This window comes from Catellatospora sichuanensis, from assembly GCF_007483665.1.
Taxonomy (GTDB): domain Bacteria; phylum Actinomycetota; class Actinomycetes; order Mycobacteriales; family Micromonosporaceae; genus Catellatospora; species Catellatospora sichuanensis.
This window is the reverse complement of sequence record NZ_VIQO01000001.1, coordinates 330,826-347,105: the sequence shown is the minus strand read 5'-3', so window position 1 is coordinate 347,105 and position 16,280 is coordinate 330,826. Positions and strand designations below refer to the sequence as shown.

The window sequence follows — 16,280 nt, the reverse complement described above, 5'->3', positions numbered from 1 at the left end:
CGAGGGCGTCAGGCTCGGGCCAGCGCGGCCGCGGCCTGATCGATGATCTCGGACGGGGTCAGCGTGATCGGGATGACGATCGCGGACTCGTCGCCGCCGGGCTTCTCCAGGTCGGCGAGCTGGGAGTCGAGCAGGCGCGGGTTGAAGAAGTGCCCGGGGCGGTTCGACAGGCGTGAGGCCAGCAGCTCGCGGGAGCCGTCCAGGTACACCACGGCCAGGCCGGGCGCGGCCTCGCGCAGCAGGTCGCGATAGGAGCGTTTGAGCGCGGAGCAGGCCAGCACGGCGGGCACGCCCTCGTCCTGCTGCTCGGCCAGCCACTGGGCGCACAGCCGCAGCCAGGGTTCGCGGTCCTCGTCGGTCAGCGGGATGCCTGCCGACATCTTCATGACGTTGGCCTGCGGGTGCAGGTCGTCGCCGTCGGCGAAGATCGCGCCGAGGCGTTTGGCCAGCTGCGTGCCGATGGTGCTCTTGCCGCTGCCGGAGACTCCCATGACGAGTACGGTCGAGGCGCTCACGATCGTGACCTTAGCTCAGCGCGCCGCCGCCGGTCGCGGACACGGGCGAGAGCGCCGCTCCGGCCGCGCGGCGGGACCCACGGCCGGAGCGGCGCGCACCGGGCGCGGTGGAGGCACACCCGGTGCGCGCGGAACCTTTACAGGGTCCGCTTGTTCAGCAGGCGGTTCGGTGTGCCGGAGAGGCTGCCGGTGACGACGCCCGTGGTCGCGTTGTTGACGAGCCAGGCGTGGATGGTCGCCTGGCTCGCGTCGCCGTACGTCGCCTTGTAGAGCACGGCGATGCCGGCGGCGTGCGGGGTGGACATCGAGGTGCCGTTCTTGCTGCCGGTGCCGCCGCCGGGCAGCGTGGACACGATGGCCGAGCCGGGTCCGTACAGGTCGACGCAGGTGCCGATGGATGAGTAGCTGGCCCGGGCGTCGGTCGACGTGGTGGCCGCGACGACGAGCGCCGCGGTCAGGTTGCGCGGCAGCCGGTCGCACGAGTTGCCACCCGTGTTGCCCGCCGAGGTCGCCAGGAATACGCCCGCGTTCATCATGTTCGTCAGCGCCGTGGCCAGCGTCGAGCTGTACGTCATGTTCCACGAGGTGTTGGCCACGGCCGGCTTGACGTGGTTGGTGCGCACCCAGTTGACCGCGGCGACGGCCGCCGAGGTGGTGCCGCTGCCGGCGCAGTTGAGCCATTTCACGCCGTGCAGCGTCGCGGACTTGGCAACACCGTAGGAGGTGGCGCCGATGGTGCCGGCGACGTGCGTGCCGTGGCTGTTGCAGTCGGTGTTGTTGCTGTCGATCGCGTTGTAGTTGAACTGCGCCCGGCCGCCGAAGTTCGGGTGGGACGCGTCGATACCCGAGTCGATGATGTACGCGTGCACGCCCGCGCCGGTCGCGGTGTACGTGTAGCTCGCCGACAGCGGCAGCGCGTTCTGGTCGATGCGGTCGATGCCCCACGCGGGCGGGCTGGTCTGCGTGGTGTCGAGTACGTGGTGGTGCCAGGCGTCGCGCTCGATGGCGAGCACGTCGGCGCTGTGCGACAGCTCGCGCACCTGGGCGGCGGTCAGGTCGGCGGCGAAGCCGTTGACGGTGGCCCCGAAGTCGATGCGGGCCGTGGTCTGCAGCGCCCGCAACGCGACCCCGCGGTCCGCGCCGGTCCGGAAGGTGACGAGGTAGGCGCCGGGGATGACGGTGGTGTCCGCGGAGGCGGCGGGAGCGGTGATCGGGACCGGGATCGCCCGGTAGGGCGCCCCGGCGGCGAGTGCGGGTGACGGCAGGGCCACGACAGTGGTCAGGGTGGTGGCGGTGATCGTGGCGAGTGCCAGTAGGCGGGCACGCCAAAGCCGGTTGGTTGGCACGTCTTCCTCCCCAGAAGCAGGTGCCGCCCTGTTTGGACGGCAACTGGCTCGGAGGATACATAGACGTTGTTACAAGAATCAATGCATGATGCCAGATGTGTTTTCGGTTGCGACGGGGCGGGCGCGGGCAGGTCGGGCGCAAAAGTCAGGTGCCGCCCCGTTCGGGGCGGCACCTGAGGTCCGGGCGCGTGGCGCGGTCCGTATTTATTCGATCTTGGGTGCTTCGTACGTGGTCGCGTGATCCCGGTCGTAGCGGATGCCGGGCCGTTCGCGGCTGTGGTGGTAGCTGTACAGGAAGTAGATCGCGAAGCCGAGCAGCATCCAGATCGCGAAGCGGATCCAGGTGTCGACGGGCAGGTTGAGCATCAGCCACAGGCTCGCCAGGGCGGCGAGGATCGGCAGCAGCGGCACCCACGGCACGCGGAACGGGCGGTGCAGGTCGGGCCGGGTCTTGCGCAGCACGATCACGCCGAGCGCCACCACGAAGAAGGCGAACAGGGTGCCGATGCTGACCAGCTCGGACAGCTTCTCCAGCGGGATGAACGCGGCCATCAGGGCGATGACGACACCGACCCCGATGGTGATCAGGTACGGCGTGCCGTGGCGCGGGTGCACCTTGGCCATGCCGATCGGCAGCAGGCCGTCGCGGGACATCGCGAACAGCACGCGGACCTGGCCGAGCAGCAGCACCAGCACCACGGTGGTGATGCCGCAGATCGCACCGAGCGAGATCAGCTTGGCGACCCAGGGCTGGCCGACCACGTCGAAGGCGTGCGCCAGGGGCGCGTCGACGGCCAGCTCTGTGTAGTGCACCATGCCGGTGATCACCAGGGAGACCGCCACGTAGAGCAGGGTGCAGATGACCAGCGAGCCGATGATGCCGCGGGGCATGTCCCGCTGCGGGTTGCGCACCTCCTCGGCGGTGGTCGCCACGATGTCGAACCCGATGTAGGCGAAGAACACGATCGCGGCGGCGGCCAGGATGCCGGGGATGCCGAAGTGCACCGGTTCGATGCCGAGAATCAGCTGGGAGAGCGGGGTGTGCCACACGCCTTCCCCGGTCTGCGTGGACGGCTCGGTCGGCGGAATGAACGGCTTGTAGTTGGCCGCCTTGATGAAGAAGGCGCCCACGACGATCACCAGCAGCACCACGGCCACCTTGACGGCGACCAGCACGCCGGAGACCCGGCTGGACAGCTTCGTGCCGAGTACGCCCAGGATGGTGCAGACCGCCACGATGAAGATCGCCCCGAAGTCGGGGATCGCCTTCTCTCCGGCCACCCAGGCGGGCAGGCTGAGCAGGTTGGCCAGGTATGCCGACCAGCCGCGCGCCACCACCGCGGCGCCCAGGCCGAGCTCGAGCACGAGGTCCCACCCGATGATCCAGGCGACGATCTCGCCGAGGGTCGCGTAGGAGTAGGTGTACGCCGAGCCGGCGACCGGCACGGTCGAGGCGAACTCGGCATAGCAGAGCGCCGCCAGGGCGCAGACGATGCCGGCCACCACGAACGAGATCACGATCGCGGGACCGGCGTTGACCGCGGCCTGACGGCCGGTCAGCACGAAGATGCCGGTGCCGATGATCACGGCGACGCCGAAGATGATCAGGTCGAGGGTGGTCAGGTTCTTCTTGAGTCTGTGTTCAGGCTCAACCGTCTCGGCCATCTCGGCTTCGATGCGCTTTGTCCTGAATATCCCTATCGCCACGCCCTGATCATCCGCCCGCCGGAACCCGTTGCGCGCGGTTTCGAGAAAAGTGCAATTGCACGCCGCACGGTGCCCCGCGTGGGTGGTCGGCGCGCGAAAACGGAGGTCAGTCGGCGGGTTCGTCGGGCACGCTGAGCTTCAGCTTCGTTCCGGCTTCGCCGCCACGAAGACGGCGGTGCCGGGAAAGAGGCGCCCGCGCAGCGGGGACCACTGGCCCCAGATCTGCTCGTGGCCCTCGGGCCACTCCGGCTCGATCAGGTCGACCAGGGTGAAGCCCGCGCCGAGCAGCTCGCGCAGCCGGTCGCCCATGGTGCGGTGGTGTTCGACGTAGGTCGCCGCGCCGTGCTCGTCGTACTCGACGTAGGGCCTGCGGTCGAAGTAGGAGTGCACCGCCCGCAGCCCGCCCTCGGTGGGGTCGTCGAGGAAGATCCAGCGCATCGGGTGGGTGACCGAGAAGACCCAGCGCCCGCCCGGCTTGAGCACCCGGAACACCTCGCGCATGACCAGCGCCGAGTCGTCGACGAAGGGCACCGCGCCGAACGCGGTGCAGGCTACGTCGAAGGCGCCGTCGGCGAAGGGCAGCGCGCAGGCGTCGGCCTGCACCAGCGGCACCGCGATGCCGGTGCGCGCGGCCGCCTCGGCGGCGTGGCGCAGCATGCCCGCGGACAGGTCCATCGCCACCACGTCGGCGCCCTGCGCGGCCAGCCACCGGGCCGCGGCGGCCGCACCGCAACCCAGCTCCAGCACCCGGCGGCCGGAGACGTCGCCGAGCAGCTTCGCGTCGGCCTCGCGCAGCCCTTCCGGGCACCACACGAAGTCGGCCTCGCCGAGGAACTCGCCGTGCTCGGACTGGTAGTTGTCGGCGTCGGCATCCCACCAGCCACGCGAGGCGCGCAGGTTCTCCGCGGCGGTGACCGGGCGGCGGGTCACGCCGGGCCCGGACTCGACGACCTCGAGGTCGTCGTGCGCGAGGTCGAGGTCGTCGTCACCGGCAGAATGGATCTCCACTCGGACAGCGTACGAGCCGGTCACCCGAGGGCGACTCACCGGGTGTGACGCAGGGAACAATTCGCCCGCAATCGCCGTGGAGTCCCGCGAATCAGGAAGAGGGGAGCGTCACGGGAGGGGTGGGGTTGCGTCGTGTGGTAATGGGCACGGTAAGCTGTTCGATGCACTCGCACGTCCGCGGTTCTCGGCATGGAGCAGACCCGTAGCGCGCCGGAACTCACCGGAGCGTAGGCGAGCGGGAGCGGCAGTGGAACACCCACTGGGTCACACTGAACATCCATCCGACGGAGCAACAGTCCACATGACGAGCAGCATCGAGGCCACCTCGAGCGCCAACAGGGTCACCATCGACGATCTCGGCTCTGAGGAGGCATTCCTCGCCGCGATTGACGAGACCATCAAGTACTTCAACGACGGCGACATTGTCGAAGGCACCGTCGTCAAGGTCGACCGGGACGAGGTCCTGCTCGACATCGGCTACAAGACCGAGGGCGTCATCCCCTCGCGTGAGTTGTCGATCAAGCACGATGTGGACCCTGCTGACGTCGTCACCGTCGGTGATCACATCGAGGCCCTGGTTCTCCAGAAGGAGGACAAGGAGGGGCGTCTGATCCTCTCCAAGAAGCGCGCGCAGTACGAGCGGGCGTGGGGCACCATCGAGAAGATCAAGGAAGACGACGGCGTCGTCCGTGGCTCCGTCATCGAGGTGGTCAAGGGTGGCCTCATCCTCGACATCGGCCTGCGGGGCTTCCTGCCGGCCTCGCTCGTCGAGATGCGCCGCGTCCGCGACCTGCAGCCGTACGTCGGCCGCGAGCTCGAGGCGAAGATCATCGAACTGGACAAGAACCGCAACAACGTGGTCCTGTCCCGCCGGGCCTACCTCGAGCAGACCCAGTCCGAGGTGCGCACCGAGTTCCTGAACAAGCTCCAGAAGGGCCAGGTCCGCAAGGGCGTCGTGTCCTCGATCGTCAACTTCGGCGCCTTCGTGGACCTGGGCGGCGTGGACGGTCTGGTGCACGTGTCCGAGCTGTCCTGGAAGCACATCGACCACCCGTCCGAGGTCGTCGAGGTCGGCACCGAGGTCGAGGTCGAGGTTCTCGACGTGGACCTGGACCGCGAGCGCGTCTCCCTGTCGCTCAAGGCGACCCAGGAGGACCCGTGGCGTCAGTTCGCCCGCACCCACGCGATCACGCAGATCGTGCCGGGTAAGGTCACGAAGCTGGTGCCGTTCGGTGCGTTCGTCCGGGTCGAGGACGGCATCGAGGGCCTGGTGCACATCTCCGAGCTGGCCGAGCGCCACGTGGAGATCCCGGAGCAGGTCGTTCAGGTCGGTTCCGACGTCATGGTCAAGGTCATCGACATCGACCTCGAGCGTCGCCGCATCTCGCTGTCGCTCAAGCAGGCCAACGAGGGCTTCGTCGAGGGCGAGGAGCACTTCGACCCGACCCTCTACGGCATGGCCGCGACGTACGACAACGAGGGCAACTACATCTACCCCGAGGGCTTCGACCCGGAGACGGGCGAGTGGCTCGAGGGCTACGAGAAGCAGCGCGAGGTGTGGGAGGCTCAGTACGCTGACGCCCGCGCGCGCTGGGAGGCGCACACCAAGCAGGTCGTGACCTCGCGGGCGGCCGACGCCGCTGCCGCGTCGGAGGTTCCGTCCGGCAACGTGTCGACCTCGACCCCGGCCCCGGCCAAGGCGGCGGAGGAGCCCAGCGGCACCCTCGCCACCGACGAGGCCCTGGCCGCGCTTCGCGAGAAGCTGGCGGGCGGCAAGGCCTGAGGTCCGCCTCGCGCCTGAGTAAGCCGAAGGGCGGCCCCCGACTCCACGGAGTCGGGGGCCGCCCTCTTTTGCGTACCCCACGCCGGGCCGGGTCCACGCACGGCCCCGCGGCGGCAAGATCGCCCGACTTGCCGGGCATCCGTGCGTATCTTGACCGCGCATTCGCCCATGTGCCTGGCAAGTCCAGCGATCTTGGCCCGCCCGGCGGCGGACGGCTCGCGTGATCTCGGCCCGCCCGCGGCGGCGGCACGCGCGATGTCGGTCCGCCCCGCGGCGGGTCGTGCGGCGGTGGGTGCGAGCATGGGGCGGTGCGATGGGTGGGGCTGACCGGCGGGATCGGATCCGGTAAGAGTGCGGTGGCGGCGCGGCTGACCGAACTGGGCGCAGTGGTGATCGACTCCGATCGGCTGGCCCGAGAGGTCGTGGCGCCTGGCACGGACGGGCTGGCCGAGGTGGTCGCGCGATTCGGGCCGCGGGTGCTCGGGCCGGACGGCGCGCTCGACCGGCCGACGCTGGGCAAGGTCGTCTTCGGTGACGAGGCGGCCCGCCGGGACCTGGAGGCGATCATCCACCCGCGGGTCCGGGCCCGTACCGTGGAGCTGGCCGCTGCCGCGCCGCCCGACGCGGTGGTCGTCAACGACGTGCCGCTGCTGATCGAGGCGGGCCTGGCCGGGCAGTACGAGCTGGTCGTCGTGGTCTTCGCGGACGAGGCGACCCGGCTGGCCAGGCTGCTGCGCGACCGCAACATGACCGAGTCCGAGGCACGCGCCCGCATCGCCGCGCAGGCCACCGACGAGCAGCGCCGTGCCGCCGCCGACGTGGCGATCGTGAACGAGGGCACCCTGGCCGATCTGCGCGCCGCCGTCGACGAGGTCTGGCAGACCCGCCTGCGCCCCTGACCCGGGACGGCGTGCGGGCGGCCGGCGAAGTCCGCCGCGGCTGCGGGAACAGGCGAGGCCCGCGCCGCCGGAGCGGCACGGGCCTCGACGAGCCCGGGGCCGGTTACTTGACCTTCATCGGGAGGGTCGGCGGCCGCTCGCTCAGGTCCAGGTCGAGCTGGGCGAAACCACCCGTGGCGGTACGCAGTTCGAGCCGCTTCAGCACACCCGAGTTGTCCACCCAGTAGCGCATCCGGGCCTGCCCCGCGGGCACGTTGGCCTCGACCGCGTTGGGCAGCTCGAACACGCCCACCGGCACCTTGCCCAGCACGTCGACACGCAGCCGGCGGCCGTGCTTGCGGATGTGCTCGGCGTCGTCCGGCACGTTGGCGGCCAGCGACAGCGCCTCGTAGATCAGGTAGTCCAGGTCGGTGATCTCGCCGGAGCTGCCCAGCACCACCCACTCGGCCCGCTCCCACTTGCCCGTCGGCGCGGGCAGCGGCGGCTGCTCGGGCACGCGCTTGCCCGGCTTGCGGATGGCGATGCCGGCGCGGTCGGCGTGCAGCAGCACGTCGTAGCTCTCGTCGTCGATGTCGCGCACCGCCAGGTACGCCAGCCGCTTCTGCCAGTCCAGCCAGCCCTTGCCGATCCGCAGCGCGCCCGGGTTGACCGGCATGGTCACGGTGACCGCGCCGCCCCGGGCCTTCAGGTTGCGCTGGCGCAGCTGGGACAGCACCTTGGCTTCGGCCTTGGTGATCTCGGTGGGCTTGTTGTCCTGCCCACCGAGCGCCATCGTGCGTACGAACTCCTGCTGCTGGCCGCGCTCCAGGTCGAGCACGGACGGCAGGCCGTCGCCGAGCACCGTCTCCAGGCGCAGCAGCGAGCCCTTGGCGTCGAGCCAGTACCCGACGGCGCCGCCGTTGGCCTCCAGCGACTTCGGGTCGGGGGCGGGCGATGGGCTGCTGCTCACCGTGGCGGACGGAGCGGCCCCGGCGGAGGCGTCGGCCGCGGGGGCGGCGGAGGACGGCACCGTGGTCGCCTCCGTTCGCGGCGCGGTCGCCGCAGACGCGGACACCCCGGCCGAGGCGGCTGCGGAGGCCGACGGCGCGGTGCTGGCGGACGGTGCGGGGCTGGGCGCGGCCTGCGGCGGCAGCGCCGGGCCGAGCAGCACGTCCACCGGGGTGCCCGCCAACGTGTCGCGGCGGACCCACTCGTTGCGCAGCTCGCCGAGTGGCCCGGTCGGGTCGGCCTCCTGCTTGGCCAGCAGGAACAGGAACGCGACCAGGTTGTCGATCGGCCGCTCCTCGTCGGAGGCGAGCTGCAGCGGGCGCACCCGCCAGCCGTCCTCCGGCGGGGCAAGCGGCGGTTTGCCCGCGGGGACCGCGGCCGCGGCGGCGCTCGCTTCGGATGATGGCGAGGCGGCAGGCGAGGCGGATTCACGGGCCGACTCCGGCGCGGGACCCGACGCCGCGGGCAGCGGGCCGGGGCGCATCGCCACCACCCCGGGTGTGGCCTGGATCAGCACCGTCTTGGCGCCGGTCCCGGACACGGACAGGTAGACCAGCTGGCGTTTCCAGTCGACCCAGCCGTCGACCTTGGTCTGGCGGCTGCCCGGCCCGATGGTGCCGTGCAGGCCGACCCGGCCGTCGGCGAAGTTGCGCGCCCGCATGCCTGCCAGGCGATCGAGTTCGGCCTTGTTCAGCGGTCGGCTCTTCTCCACGGCGGGTTTGTCCGCCGAGCAGGAGGCCAGGCCGCCGGTCAGGGTCGCGGTGAGGCCCAGCAGGAGCCCGCCCGCGGCGAGGAGATGGAGGGTCCGGCGTCGTCCGTTGGTCGAGGTTCCCACGGCAAATGCAACGGGTCGGCGGGGGTGAGGTGACGTGCCAAACCGGTCAGGGTCGCCGTCGGGGGTCCGGGCCAGGGCGGATACGTCAAGACCGCCCGCGGCGGCCGGTCGGCGCACACAGTGTGCGCGACCGCAGCGGTGCGCTCATCGATCCTGCGGTGGGGCGGATCGAGGCTGCTACCGGTGCGCCAGAGGTGACGACCGGCCGGTGTGGAGGTCCGGTCTCTCTGGGACGGCCGCCGCGAACGGCCTACCACACGACGGTATCGCGGTGATTGATGACACACAATCGCAATATTGGAGCCGGTCACTCACCTACCGTCACAGTAGCCTCGCTTACCTGCACAGCGGCTCGCGCGAGTGTCACACGCCCGGCGTAGGTTGGGTCACATGAGTGAGACCGTTGCCGCCACGATCCCCCGCCTGGACGGGACGTTCCAGGTCATCAGCGACTATGTGCCGGCCGGTGACCAGCCCGCGGCCATCGAGGAGCTCGCCAAGCGGGTGCGCCGCGGCGACAAGCACTCGGTGCTGCTGGGCGCGACCGGCACGGGCAAGTCGGCGACCACGGCCTGGCTCATCGAGAAGCTGCAGCGCCCGGCGCTGGTGATGGCCCCGAACAAGACCCTGGCCGCGCAGTTGGCCAAGGAGTTCCGCGAGCTGATGCCCAACAACGCGGTGGAGTACTTCGTCAGTTACTACGACTACTACCAGCCCGAGGCGTACATCCCGCAGACGGACACCTACATCGAGAAGGACTCCTCGATCAACGAGGAGGTGGAGCGGCTGCGCCACTCGGCGACGATGTCGCTGCTGACCCGCCGCGACGTGATCGTGGTCGCCACGGTCTCCGCGATCTACGGCCTGGGCACCCCGCAGGAATACCTGGAGCGCGCGGTCAAGGTCAAGGTCGGCGAGGAGATCGACCGGGACAAGCTGCTGCGCCGCCTGGTCGAGATCCAGTACGCGCGCAACGACATGGCGTTCAACCGGGGCACCTTCCGGGTCCGCGGCGACACCCTGGAGATCATCCCGGCGTACGAGGAGCTGGCGCTGCGCATCGAGTTCTTCGGCGACGAGATCGAGCGGCTGTCCTACCTGCACCCGCTCACCGGTGACGTGATCAAGGACGTCGACCAGATGATGATCTTCCCGGCCACGCACTACGCGGCCGGGCCGGAGCGCATGGAGCGCGCGATCGCCGGCATCGAGGCCGAGCTGGAGGAGCGCCTGGCCGAGCTCGACCAGCAGGGCAAGCTGCTGGAGGCGCAGCGGCTGCGCATGCGCACCACCTACGACCTGGAGATGATGCGCCAGGTGGGCTTCTGCAACGGCATCGAGAACTATTCGCGCCACATCGACGGCCGCGAGCAGGGCAGCCCGCCGCACGCGCTGCTGGACTACTTCCCCGACGACTTCGTCACCGTCATCGACGAGTCGCACGTGACCATCCCGCAGATCGGCGGCATGTACGAGGGCGACGCCTCCCGCAAGCGGGTGCTTGTCGAGCACGGCTTCCGGCTGCCCAGCGCGCAGGACAACCGGCCGCTGCGCTTCGACGAGTTCCTGGAGCGGGTGGGCCAGATGGTCTTCCTGTCCGCGACCCCGGGGCCGTGGGAGCTCAAGCAGGCGCAGGGCGAGTTCGTCGAGCAGGTGATCCGCCCGACCGGCCTGGTCGACCCGCAGGTGGTGGTGAAGCCGACCAAGGGCCAGATCGACGACCTGATGCACGAGATCAGGGTGCGCACCGAGCGCGACGAGCGGGTCCTGGTCACCACACTGACCAAGAAGATGTCCGAGGACCTCACCGACTACCTGCTGGAGAACGGCATCCGGGTGCGTTACCTGCACTCCGAGGTCGACACGCTGCGCCGGGTGGAGCTGCTCAAGGAGCTGCGCATCGGCGAGTTCGACGTGCTGGTCGGCATCAACCTGCTGCGCGAGGGCCTGGACCTGCCCGAGGTGTCGCTGGTGGCGATCCTCGACGCGGACAAGGAGGGCTTCCTGCGCAGCGGAACCTCGCTGATCCAGACCATCGGCCGCGCCGCGCGCAACGTGTCCGGCGAGGTCCACATGTACGCCGACAAGATCACTCCGTCGATGGCGTCGGCGATCGACGAGACCAACCGTCGGCGCGCCAAGCAGGTGGCATACAACGAGGCCCACGGAGTGGACCCGCAGCCGCTGCGCAAGCGCATCCACGACATCCTGGACGACATCTACCGCGAGGCCGAGGACACCGAGAACGCGCTGGCCGGGCACGGGCCGGGCGGGCACATCATCGGCGGTTCGGGCCGGCAGATGTCGCGCGGCAAGGCACCGACGCCGGGGACCCGCTCGAAGGCGCGTACCACCTCGGAGAAGCGCGGCGCGGTGGTCGCCGCGACCGAGGGCATGGCCCGCGTCGAGCTGGCCAAGCTGATCACCGAGCTGACCGACCAGATGCTGGCCGCCGCCGCCGAGCTGCAGTTCGAGCTGGCCGCCCGCATCCGCGACGAGATCACCGAGCTGAAGAAGGAACTCCGCCAGATGGACGCCGGCGCCTGACCCGGCCCCAGGCCGCAACTTTGAAGACCCGCGCCTTCCGGGGGGCCGGGAGTGCGCGGGTCTTCAAAAGTTGCGGCAGGAGGTGGGGCGGGGGTCATTTGGGGTCGAGCTGGTCGGGGTAGGTGGGGCGGCCGGTGACGGCGTCGCGGAGCTTGTCGGCGACGCCGAGCATCGGGTCGACGACCTTGTTCCAGGGCGGGGTGCTGGGCGACTTGGGGTGCGGGCGGGTGCCCGCCGCCTCCTCGGCGATCGCGGCCCGGTTGCCCAGGCGGATCAGCTCGTCGTCGTCGGCGAGTTCCTTCAGCCGGCCGTGGATGCGGCGGTCGGCCGTGTGCTTGTGGCGGCGCAGGTGGGCGTCGACCTCCAGCACGAGATCCTGGAAGCCGTCGTCCTCGGCGGGCATGACCGACAGCGTCTGCAGCACCTGGCGGATCGCGCCGTCCTCGGCGAGCTCCCGGGAGACCAGGTCGTCGCCGTCGGGGAACAGGTGCTTCACGGTGGGCAGCAGATACTGCTCCTCGGCCGCCAGGTGCCGGCTGACGACCGCGGTCACCACCTCGGCGACCTGGCGCCGCCGGGCCGGTGAGGCCGTCGCGGCCTCCGTGGCCAGCTCCGCCGACAGGCGGGTGATCTGCCGGTGCTCGTCGGCCAGCATGTCGACGATGCTCTGCCCGGCGGGGGTGTATTGGGCCTCGGCTTCGGGGGACAAGGGCGGTAGTGGTGGCAGCTCAGCGCTCATGCCGCCGTGCTACCCGCAGGCAGGGTGAGGCAAACCTGGCCCGTTTGACGGGGCCTGCCGGACCTCATAGCATCGACGCCGATCGCCTCCGGGCTCGGCGGTCGTCTTCTCGGCGTGGTCGGTCCGACCGCCAAGGGCAGTGGTGTGCGTCCGTTCGCGCATGAATCCTCCCGGAACAGGATCCCCACAGTGCCCACACTCTCCTCCAGAGCCGGACGAGCCACGCTCGGCCTCCTCATGCTGACCCTGTCCGCGCTCGCGGTCGTGGTCGCGAGCACCTCCACCCCCGTCCGCGCCGCCGACCCGGTGACCGTGCTGACCAGCAGCTTCGAGGACGGCACGGTCCAGGGCTGGGCGCGGCGCGGCACCGCCGAGCTCGTCGAGAACAGCACCGCCGTCGCGCACGCGGGCACCCGCAGCCTGCTCACCTCGGGCCGTACGGCGTCCTGGAACGGTCCCAGCCGGGACCTGCTGACCACCGTCACCCGCGGCACCCGCTACACGTACTCGGTCTGGGCGCGCGCCGCCGCGGGCGCGGGCACCGTGCAACTGCGGATGAGCGTGGAACGCCGCTGGCAGGGCACGGCCAACTACGAGCAGGTCGTCAACAGCACCACCGTCACCGACGGCGGCTGGACCCAGCTGACCGGCGGCTACACGCTCGCCAACGACGCGGACTTCTTCGCCGTGTACGTCGAGACGGTCAGCGGCACGGCGTCGTTCCACATCGACGACTTCAGCCTGTCGTACCTGCCCGCCAGTCCGATCCAGACCGACATCCCGTCGCTGAAGTCGGTGTTCGCGAACGACTTCCCGATCGGCGCCGCGGTCGGCCGCCCGCAGCTGCTCGCCGAGCGGGGCCAGCTGCTGGCCAAGCACTTCAACTCGGTGACCGCGGGCAACGCGATGAAGTGGGACGCCACCGAGCCCACCGAGGGCGTGTTCACCTACACCGACGCCGACGCGATCGTCGCGTTCGCGCGGGCCAACGCGATGTTGGTGCGCGGGCACACGTTCGTCTGGCACAACCAGACCCCGGCCTGGGTGTTCAACGACGCCAACGGGCAGCCGATGACCGCGACCGCGGCCAACAAGACGCTGCTGCTGGCGCGGCTGGAGGCGCACATCCGCGCGGTCGGCGGCCGCTATGCGGCCGACGTCTCGGCCTGGGACGTGGTCAACGAGGTCATCGACGAGAACCAGAGCGACGGCCTGCGCCGCAGCACCTGGTACACCATCACCGGGCTGGACTACATCCGCACCGCGTTCCGGGTGGCCCGCCAGGTCGCGCCGAACGCGAAGCTGTTCATCAACGACTACAACACCAACGTGGCTGCCAAGCGCGACAAGCTCTACAACCTGGTCGCGCAGCTCAAGGCCGAGGGTGTGCCGATCGACGGGGTGGGGCACCAGCAGCACGGCAACATCTCCTGGCCGACCGGCGCGGAGACCGACTCGATGATCGCCACGTTCATCCCGCTCGGCGTCGAGCAGCAGATCACCGAGATGGACACCAGCATCTACACCAGCAGCTCGGAGAGCTTCACCACGCCGCCCGCGGACCGGCTCACCAGCCAGGCCGCGCGGTACAAGGCCTGGTTCGACGTGTACCGCAAGTACAAGGCGAACATCACCTCGGTGACGTTCTGGGGCCTGGCCGACGACGAGACCTGGCTGGACAGCTATCCGGTGAGCCGCAAGGACTTCCCGCTGCTGTTCGACGTGCAGCTGCAGGCCAAGCCCGCGTACTGGGCCGTGATCGGCGCGGCCTCGCCGACGGCCTCCGGACCGGCCTCGCCGAGCGCGTCCGCGTCGGCGCCGCCCAGCCCCAGCGCGTCGCCCAGCCGGTCGGCGTCGCCGAGTCCCAGCGTGTCGCCGAGCCCGAGCGCCTCGCCGAGTGCCAGCGTCTCGCCGAGCCCGTCGGCCAGCGCGTCGCCGCCGCCCAGCGGTTCCGGGGTGCCGCCGGTGCCGTGCCGGGTGAAGTACACCGTCACCAACCAGTGGAACACCGGGTTCCAGGGTGACGTGGTGATCACCAATTCCGGCCCGGCGGCGGTCAACGGCTGGGCACTGCGCTGGACCTTCGCCAACGGCCAGGTCGTCAACCAGTCCTGGAGCAGCACGTACGCGCAGAGCGGCGCGAACGTGACGATCACCAACGCGGCCTGGAACGGCGCCATCGTCGCGAACGGGGGCACCGTCTCCTTCGGCTTCCTCAGCAGCTGGAACGGGACCAATGCCAAACCGACGGCGTTCACCCTGAACGGCAACACCTGCGCGCTCGGCTGAGACCGAGCCGGCGCACCCGCCACGGTCACGTCGTGGCGGGTGCGCCGCCGTACGGGCGCTCAGACTTCCGCGGTGACCAGGTAGAACGTGAAACCGGCCAGGAACGGCTCGGTCTCCAGGCGGGCCAGCCACTGCCGCGCCACCTCGTCGGCCATGACCCCGGCCCGGACCGCGCGGGCGGTGTTGCGCCGCAGGCCGAGCACCTGGTCGGCGGCCGGGAAGTCGCGGTAGAGCGCCACCGTCGCCTCCACCGAAACGATGCCGAACCCGGCCCGCGCCGCCAGGCTCACCAGGCGGCGGCCGACGGTTGCGTTGCGGACCCGGCCCGCCGTGAACCGGGCGAAGCAGCGGCTGGTCTCCACGTCCTCGTCGGCGACGGTGAGGGTGTCCCAGTCCGGCTCGGCCATCGCGAACACGCCGCCGCGGCGCAGCACCCGGCGCGCCTCGGCCACCGCCCGGCCCGGGTCGGCCAGATGCTGCAGCACCCGGTCCACTTTGGCCCGGTCGACGCTCGCGTCGGCCAGTGGGAGTTCGTGGGCGTCACCGAGGCGGACCTCGACACCCGGCCGGTGCGCGAGCCGCCGCCGGGCCTCGGCCAGCATGTCCGGGTCATCGTCGACCCCGATGACTGCGCCGGTGCCGGCGACCGCGTCGGCGAGCCGGGGCAGGTCGGTTCCCGGCCCGCAGCCGATGTCGAGCACCGTGTGCCCGGCCTGTGGTCGCAGCAGGTCGAGGAGCCGCTGTTTGTAGTCGAGACCGACGGGGGTGCGCGCCACGGCGTCCAGGTACTGGATCCGGTCCGGTGCCGCTGCCGCGGCGGGCGAGAACGAGTTCATCCACCGAGCCCAGCACAGCGCCGCGGGCGGGATGTGCAGAGTTCGTGCAGGTCTGGTGTGGATCCCCGTGGCCGGGCGGTCAGCGGCGGGTCGCAGACCCGCGGCAGGCGGCGACCGTCGCGCCGACGGCCGCGCCGAGCAGCGCGAGAGCCATGTCCTTGTGGGCGTCCCATGGGTCGCCCTGCTGGCCGTTGTAGGCCTCGGCCGCGTCCGGCGCCAGGGTCAGCGCGATGCCCCACTCGAACAGTTCGTACAGCGCGCCGGTGGACACGATCACCTGCACCGCCTGCAGCCAGGCCCGGCCGCGCCCGGCGCCGCGCTCGCACCACACCCGGACCAGCACCGGAGCCAGCAGCAGTCCGTATCCGAAGTGGACCAGCCGGTCGAAGTGGTTGCGCCCGCCCGACGGGGCGGCCCCGGTCAGCGCGTGCCACCACTGCTCGTACGGCACGTACGAGTAGATCCAGCGGGCCGCCACCGTGTGCAGTGTCAGGAAGACCAGCACCAGCACGAACGAGCTCAGCGGCAGCCGCAGCCGCCACCGCGCCCACAGCAGACCGGCCACGGCCAGCACGGTCAGGCTGTGGTGCAGCGCCTGCTCGGCGGGCCAGAGGGGGCGCCACCACGACCCGGCGACGATGGCGGCGAAGACCAGCAGCGCGACCAGGTGGCCACGGGGCAGGCGGCGGGCCGTGACAGCACCCGGGAGGGCCTGGTCGGCGGTGGCGCCTGCGGATGGGACGTGCTCCAGCGAGGGGGTGCTCACGGCGCCCATGCTGCCAGTGCAAA

General features: G+C 70.7%; 11 protein-coding genes and 1 pseudogene. 4 read left to right on the top strand and 8 right to left on the bottom strand.

What is annotated here, in order from left to right; genetic code table 11:
• Positions 1-8 precede the first annotated feature (8 nt).
• The 4 genes from FLL47_RS16480 to FLL47_RS16465 form a co-directional block, all read right to left on the bottom strand.
• Positions 9-515: a gluconokinase gene (locus FLL47_RS16480; RefSeq protein WP_246158032.1), complete on the bottom strand. Its 507-nt coding sequence runs from the start codon at positions 513-515 to the stop codon at positions 9-11.
• Between the two features lie 137 nt (positions 516-652).
• The gene (locus tag FLL47_RS16475; protein ID WP_144121386.1) at positions 653-1,861 is read right to left on the bottom strand and encodes a S8 family peptidase; all 1,209 of its coding nucleotides are present in this window, start codon (positions 1,859-1,861) and stop codon (positions 653-655) included.
• A 204-nt stretch (positions 1,862-2,065) separates the two neighbouring features.
• Positions 2,066-3,526 carry an amino acid permease gene (locus tag FLL47_RS16470; protein WP_246158031.1) on the bottom strand — a complete coding sequence of 487 codons (1,461 nt, stop codon included), beginning with the start codon at positions 3,524-3,526 and terminating at the stop codon, positions 2,066-2,068.
• 180 nt (positions 3,527-3,706) lie between these two features.
• Positions 3,707-4,498, bottom strand: coding sequence for a class I SAM-dependent methyltransferase (locus FLL47_RS16465; protein WP_246158089.1), 792 nt, complete (start codon positions 4,496-4,498; stop codon positions 3,707-3,709).
• Positions 4,499-4,877: 379 nt separating this feature from the next.
• On the opposite strand from FLL47_RS16465, the gene rpsA reads away from it, so the two are divergent.
• Both rpsA and coaE read left to right on the top strand, forming a co-directional pair.
• Complete coding sequence (gene rpsA, locus FLL47_RS16460; protein WP_144121383.1) at positions 4,878-6,359, top strand: 30S ribosomal protein S1; 1,482 nt, start codon at positions 4,878-4,880, stop codon at positions 6,357-6,359.
• A gap of 308 nt (positions 6,360-6,667) precedes the next feature.
• Positions 6,668-7,255 (top strand): annotated as a pseudogene (gene coaE / locus FLL47_RS16455) (dephospho-CoA kinase); the annotation flags it as partial.
• Positions 7,256-7,361: 106 nt separating this feature from the next.
• Here the strand turns inward: coaE and FLL47_RS42970 are convergent.
• Positions 7,362-9,080 carry a hypothetical protein gene (locus FLL47_RS42970; RefSeq protein ID WP_186315764.1) on the bottom strand — a complete coding sequence of 573 codons (1,719 nt, stop codon included), beginning with the start codon at positions 9,078-9,080 and terminating at the stop codon, positions 7,362-7,364.
• Positions 9,081-9,470: 390 nt separating this feature from the next.
• Between FLL47_RS42970 and uvrB the strand changes: the two genes are divergently transcribed.
• Positions 9,471-11,627 carry an excinuclease ABC subunit UvrB gene (gene uvrB / locus FLL47_RS16445; RefSeq protein WP_144121381.1) on the top strand — a complete coding sequence of 719 codons (2,157 nt, stop codon included), beginning with the start codon at positions 9,471-9,473 and terminating at the stop codon, positions 11,625-11,627.
• A 94-nt stretch (positions 11,628-11,721) separates the two neighbouring features.
• Here the strand turns inward: uvrB and FLL47_RS16440 are convergent, their stop codons facing one another.
• Positions 11,722-12,366 (bottom strand): hemerythrin domain-containing protein, encoded by a 645-nt coding sequence (locus tag FLL47_RS16440; protein WP_144121380.1) that lies wholly within the window; start codon positions 12,364-12,366, stop codon positions 11,722-11,724.
• Between the two features lie 189 nt (positions 12,367-12,555).
• Here FLL47_RS16440 and FLL47_RS16435 point away from each other — a divergent pair, with 189 nt between their 5' ends.
• Positions 12,556-14,655: an endo-1,4-beta-xylanase gene (locus tag FLL47_RS16435; RefSeq protein ID WP_246158029.1), complete on the top strand. Its 2,100-nt coding sequence runs from the start codon at positions 12,556-12,558 to the stop codon at positions 14,653-14,655.
• 59 nt (positions 14,656-14,714) lie between these two features.
• On the opposite strand, the gene FLL47_RS16430 is transcribed toward FLL47_RS16435, so the two are convergent.
• Both FLL47_RS16430 and FLL47_RS16425 read right to left on the bottom strand, forming a co-directional pair.
• Positions 14,715-15,491, bottom strand: coding sequence for a methyltransferase domain-containing protein (locus tag FLL47_RS16430; RefSeq protein WP_144121379.1), 777 nt, complete (start codon positions 15,489-15,491; stop codon positions 14,715-14,717).
• A 79-nt stretch (positions 15,492-15,570) separates the two neighbouring features.
• Positions 15,571-16,257: a DUF2238 domain-containing protein gene (locus FLL47_RS16425; RefSeq protein WP_222106092.1), complete on the bottom strand. Its 687-nt coding sequence runs from the start codon at positions 16,255-16,257 to the stop codon at positions 15,571-15,573.
• Positions 16,258-16,280 lie beyond the last annotated feature (23 nt).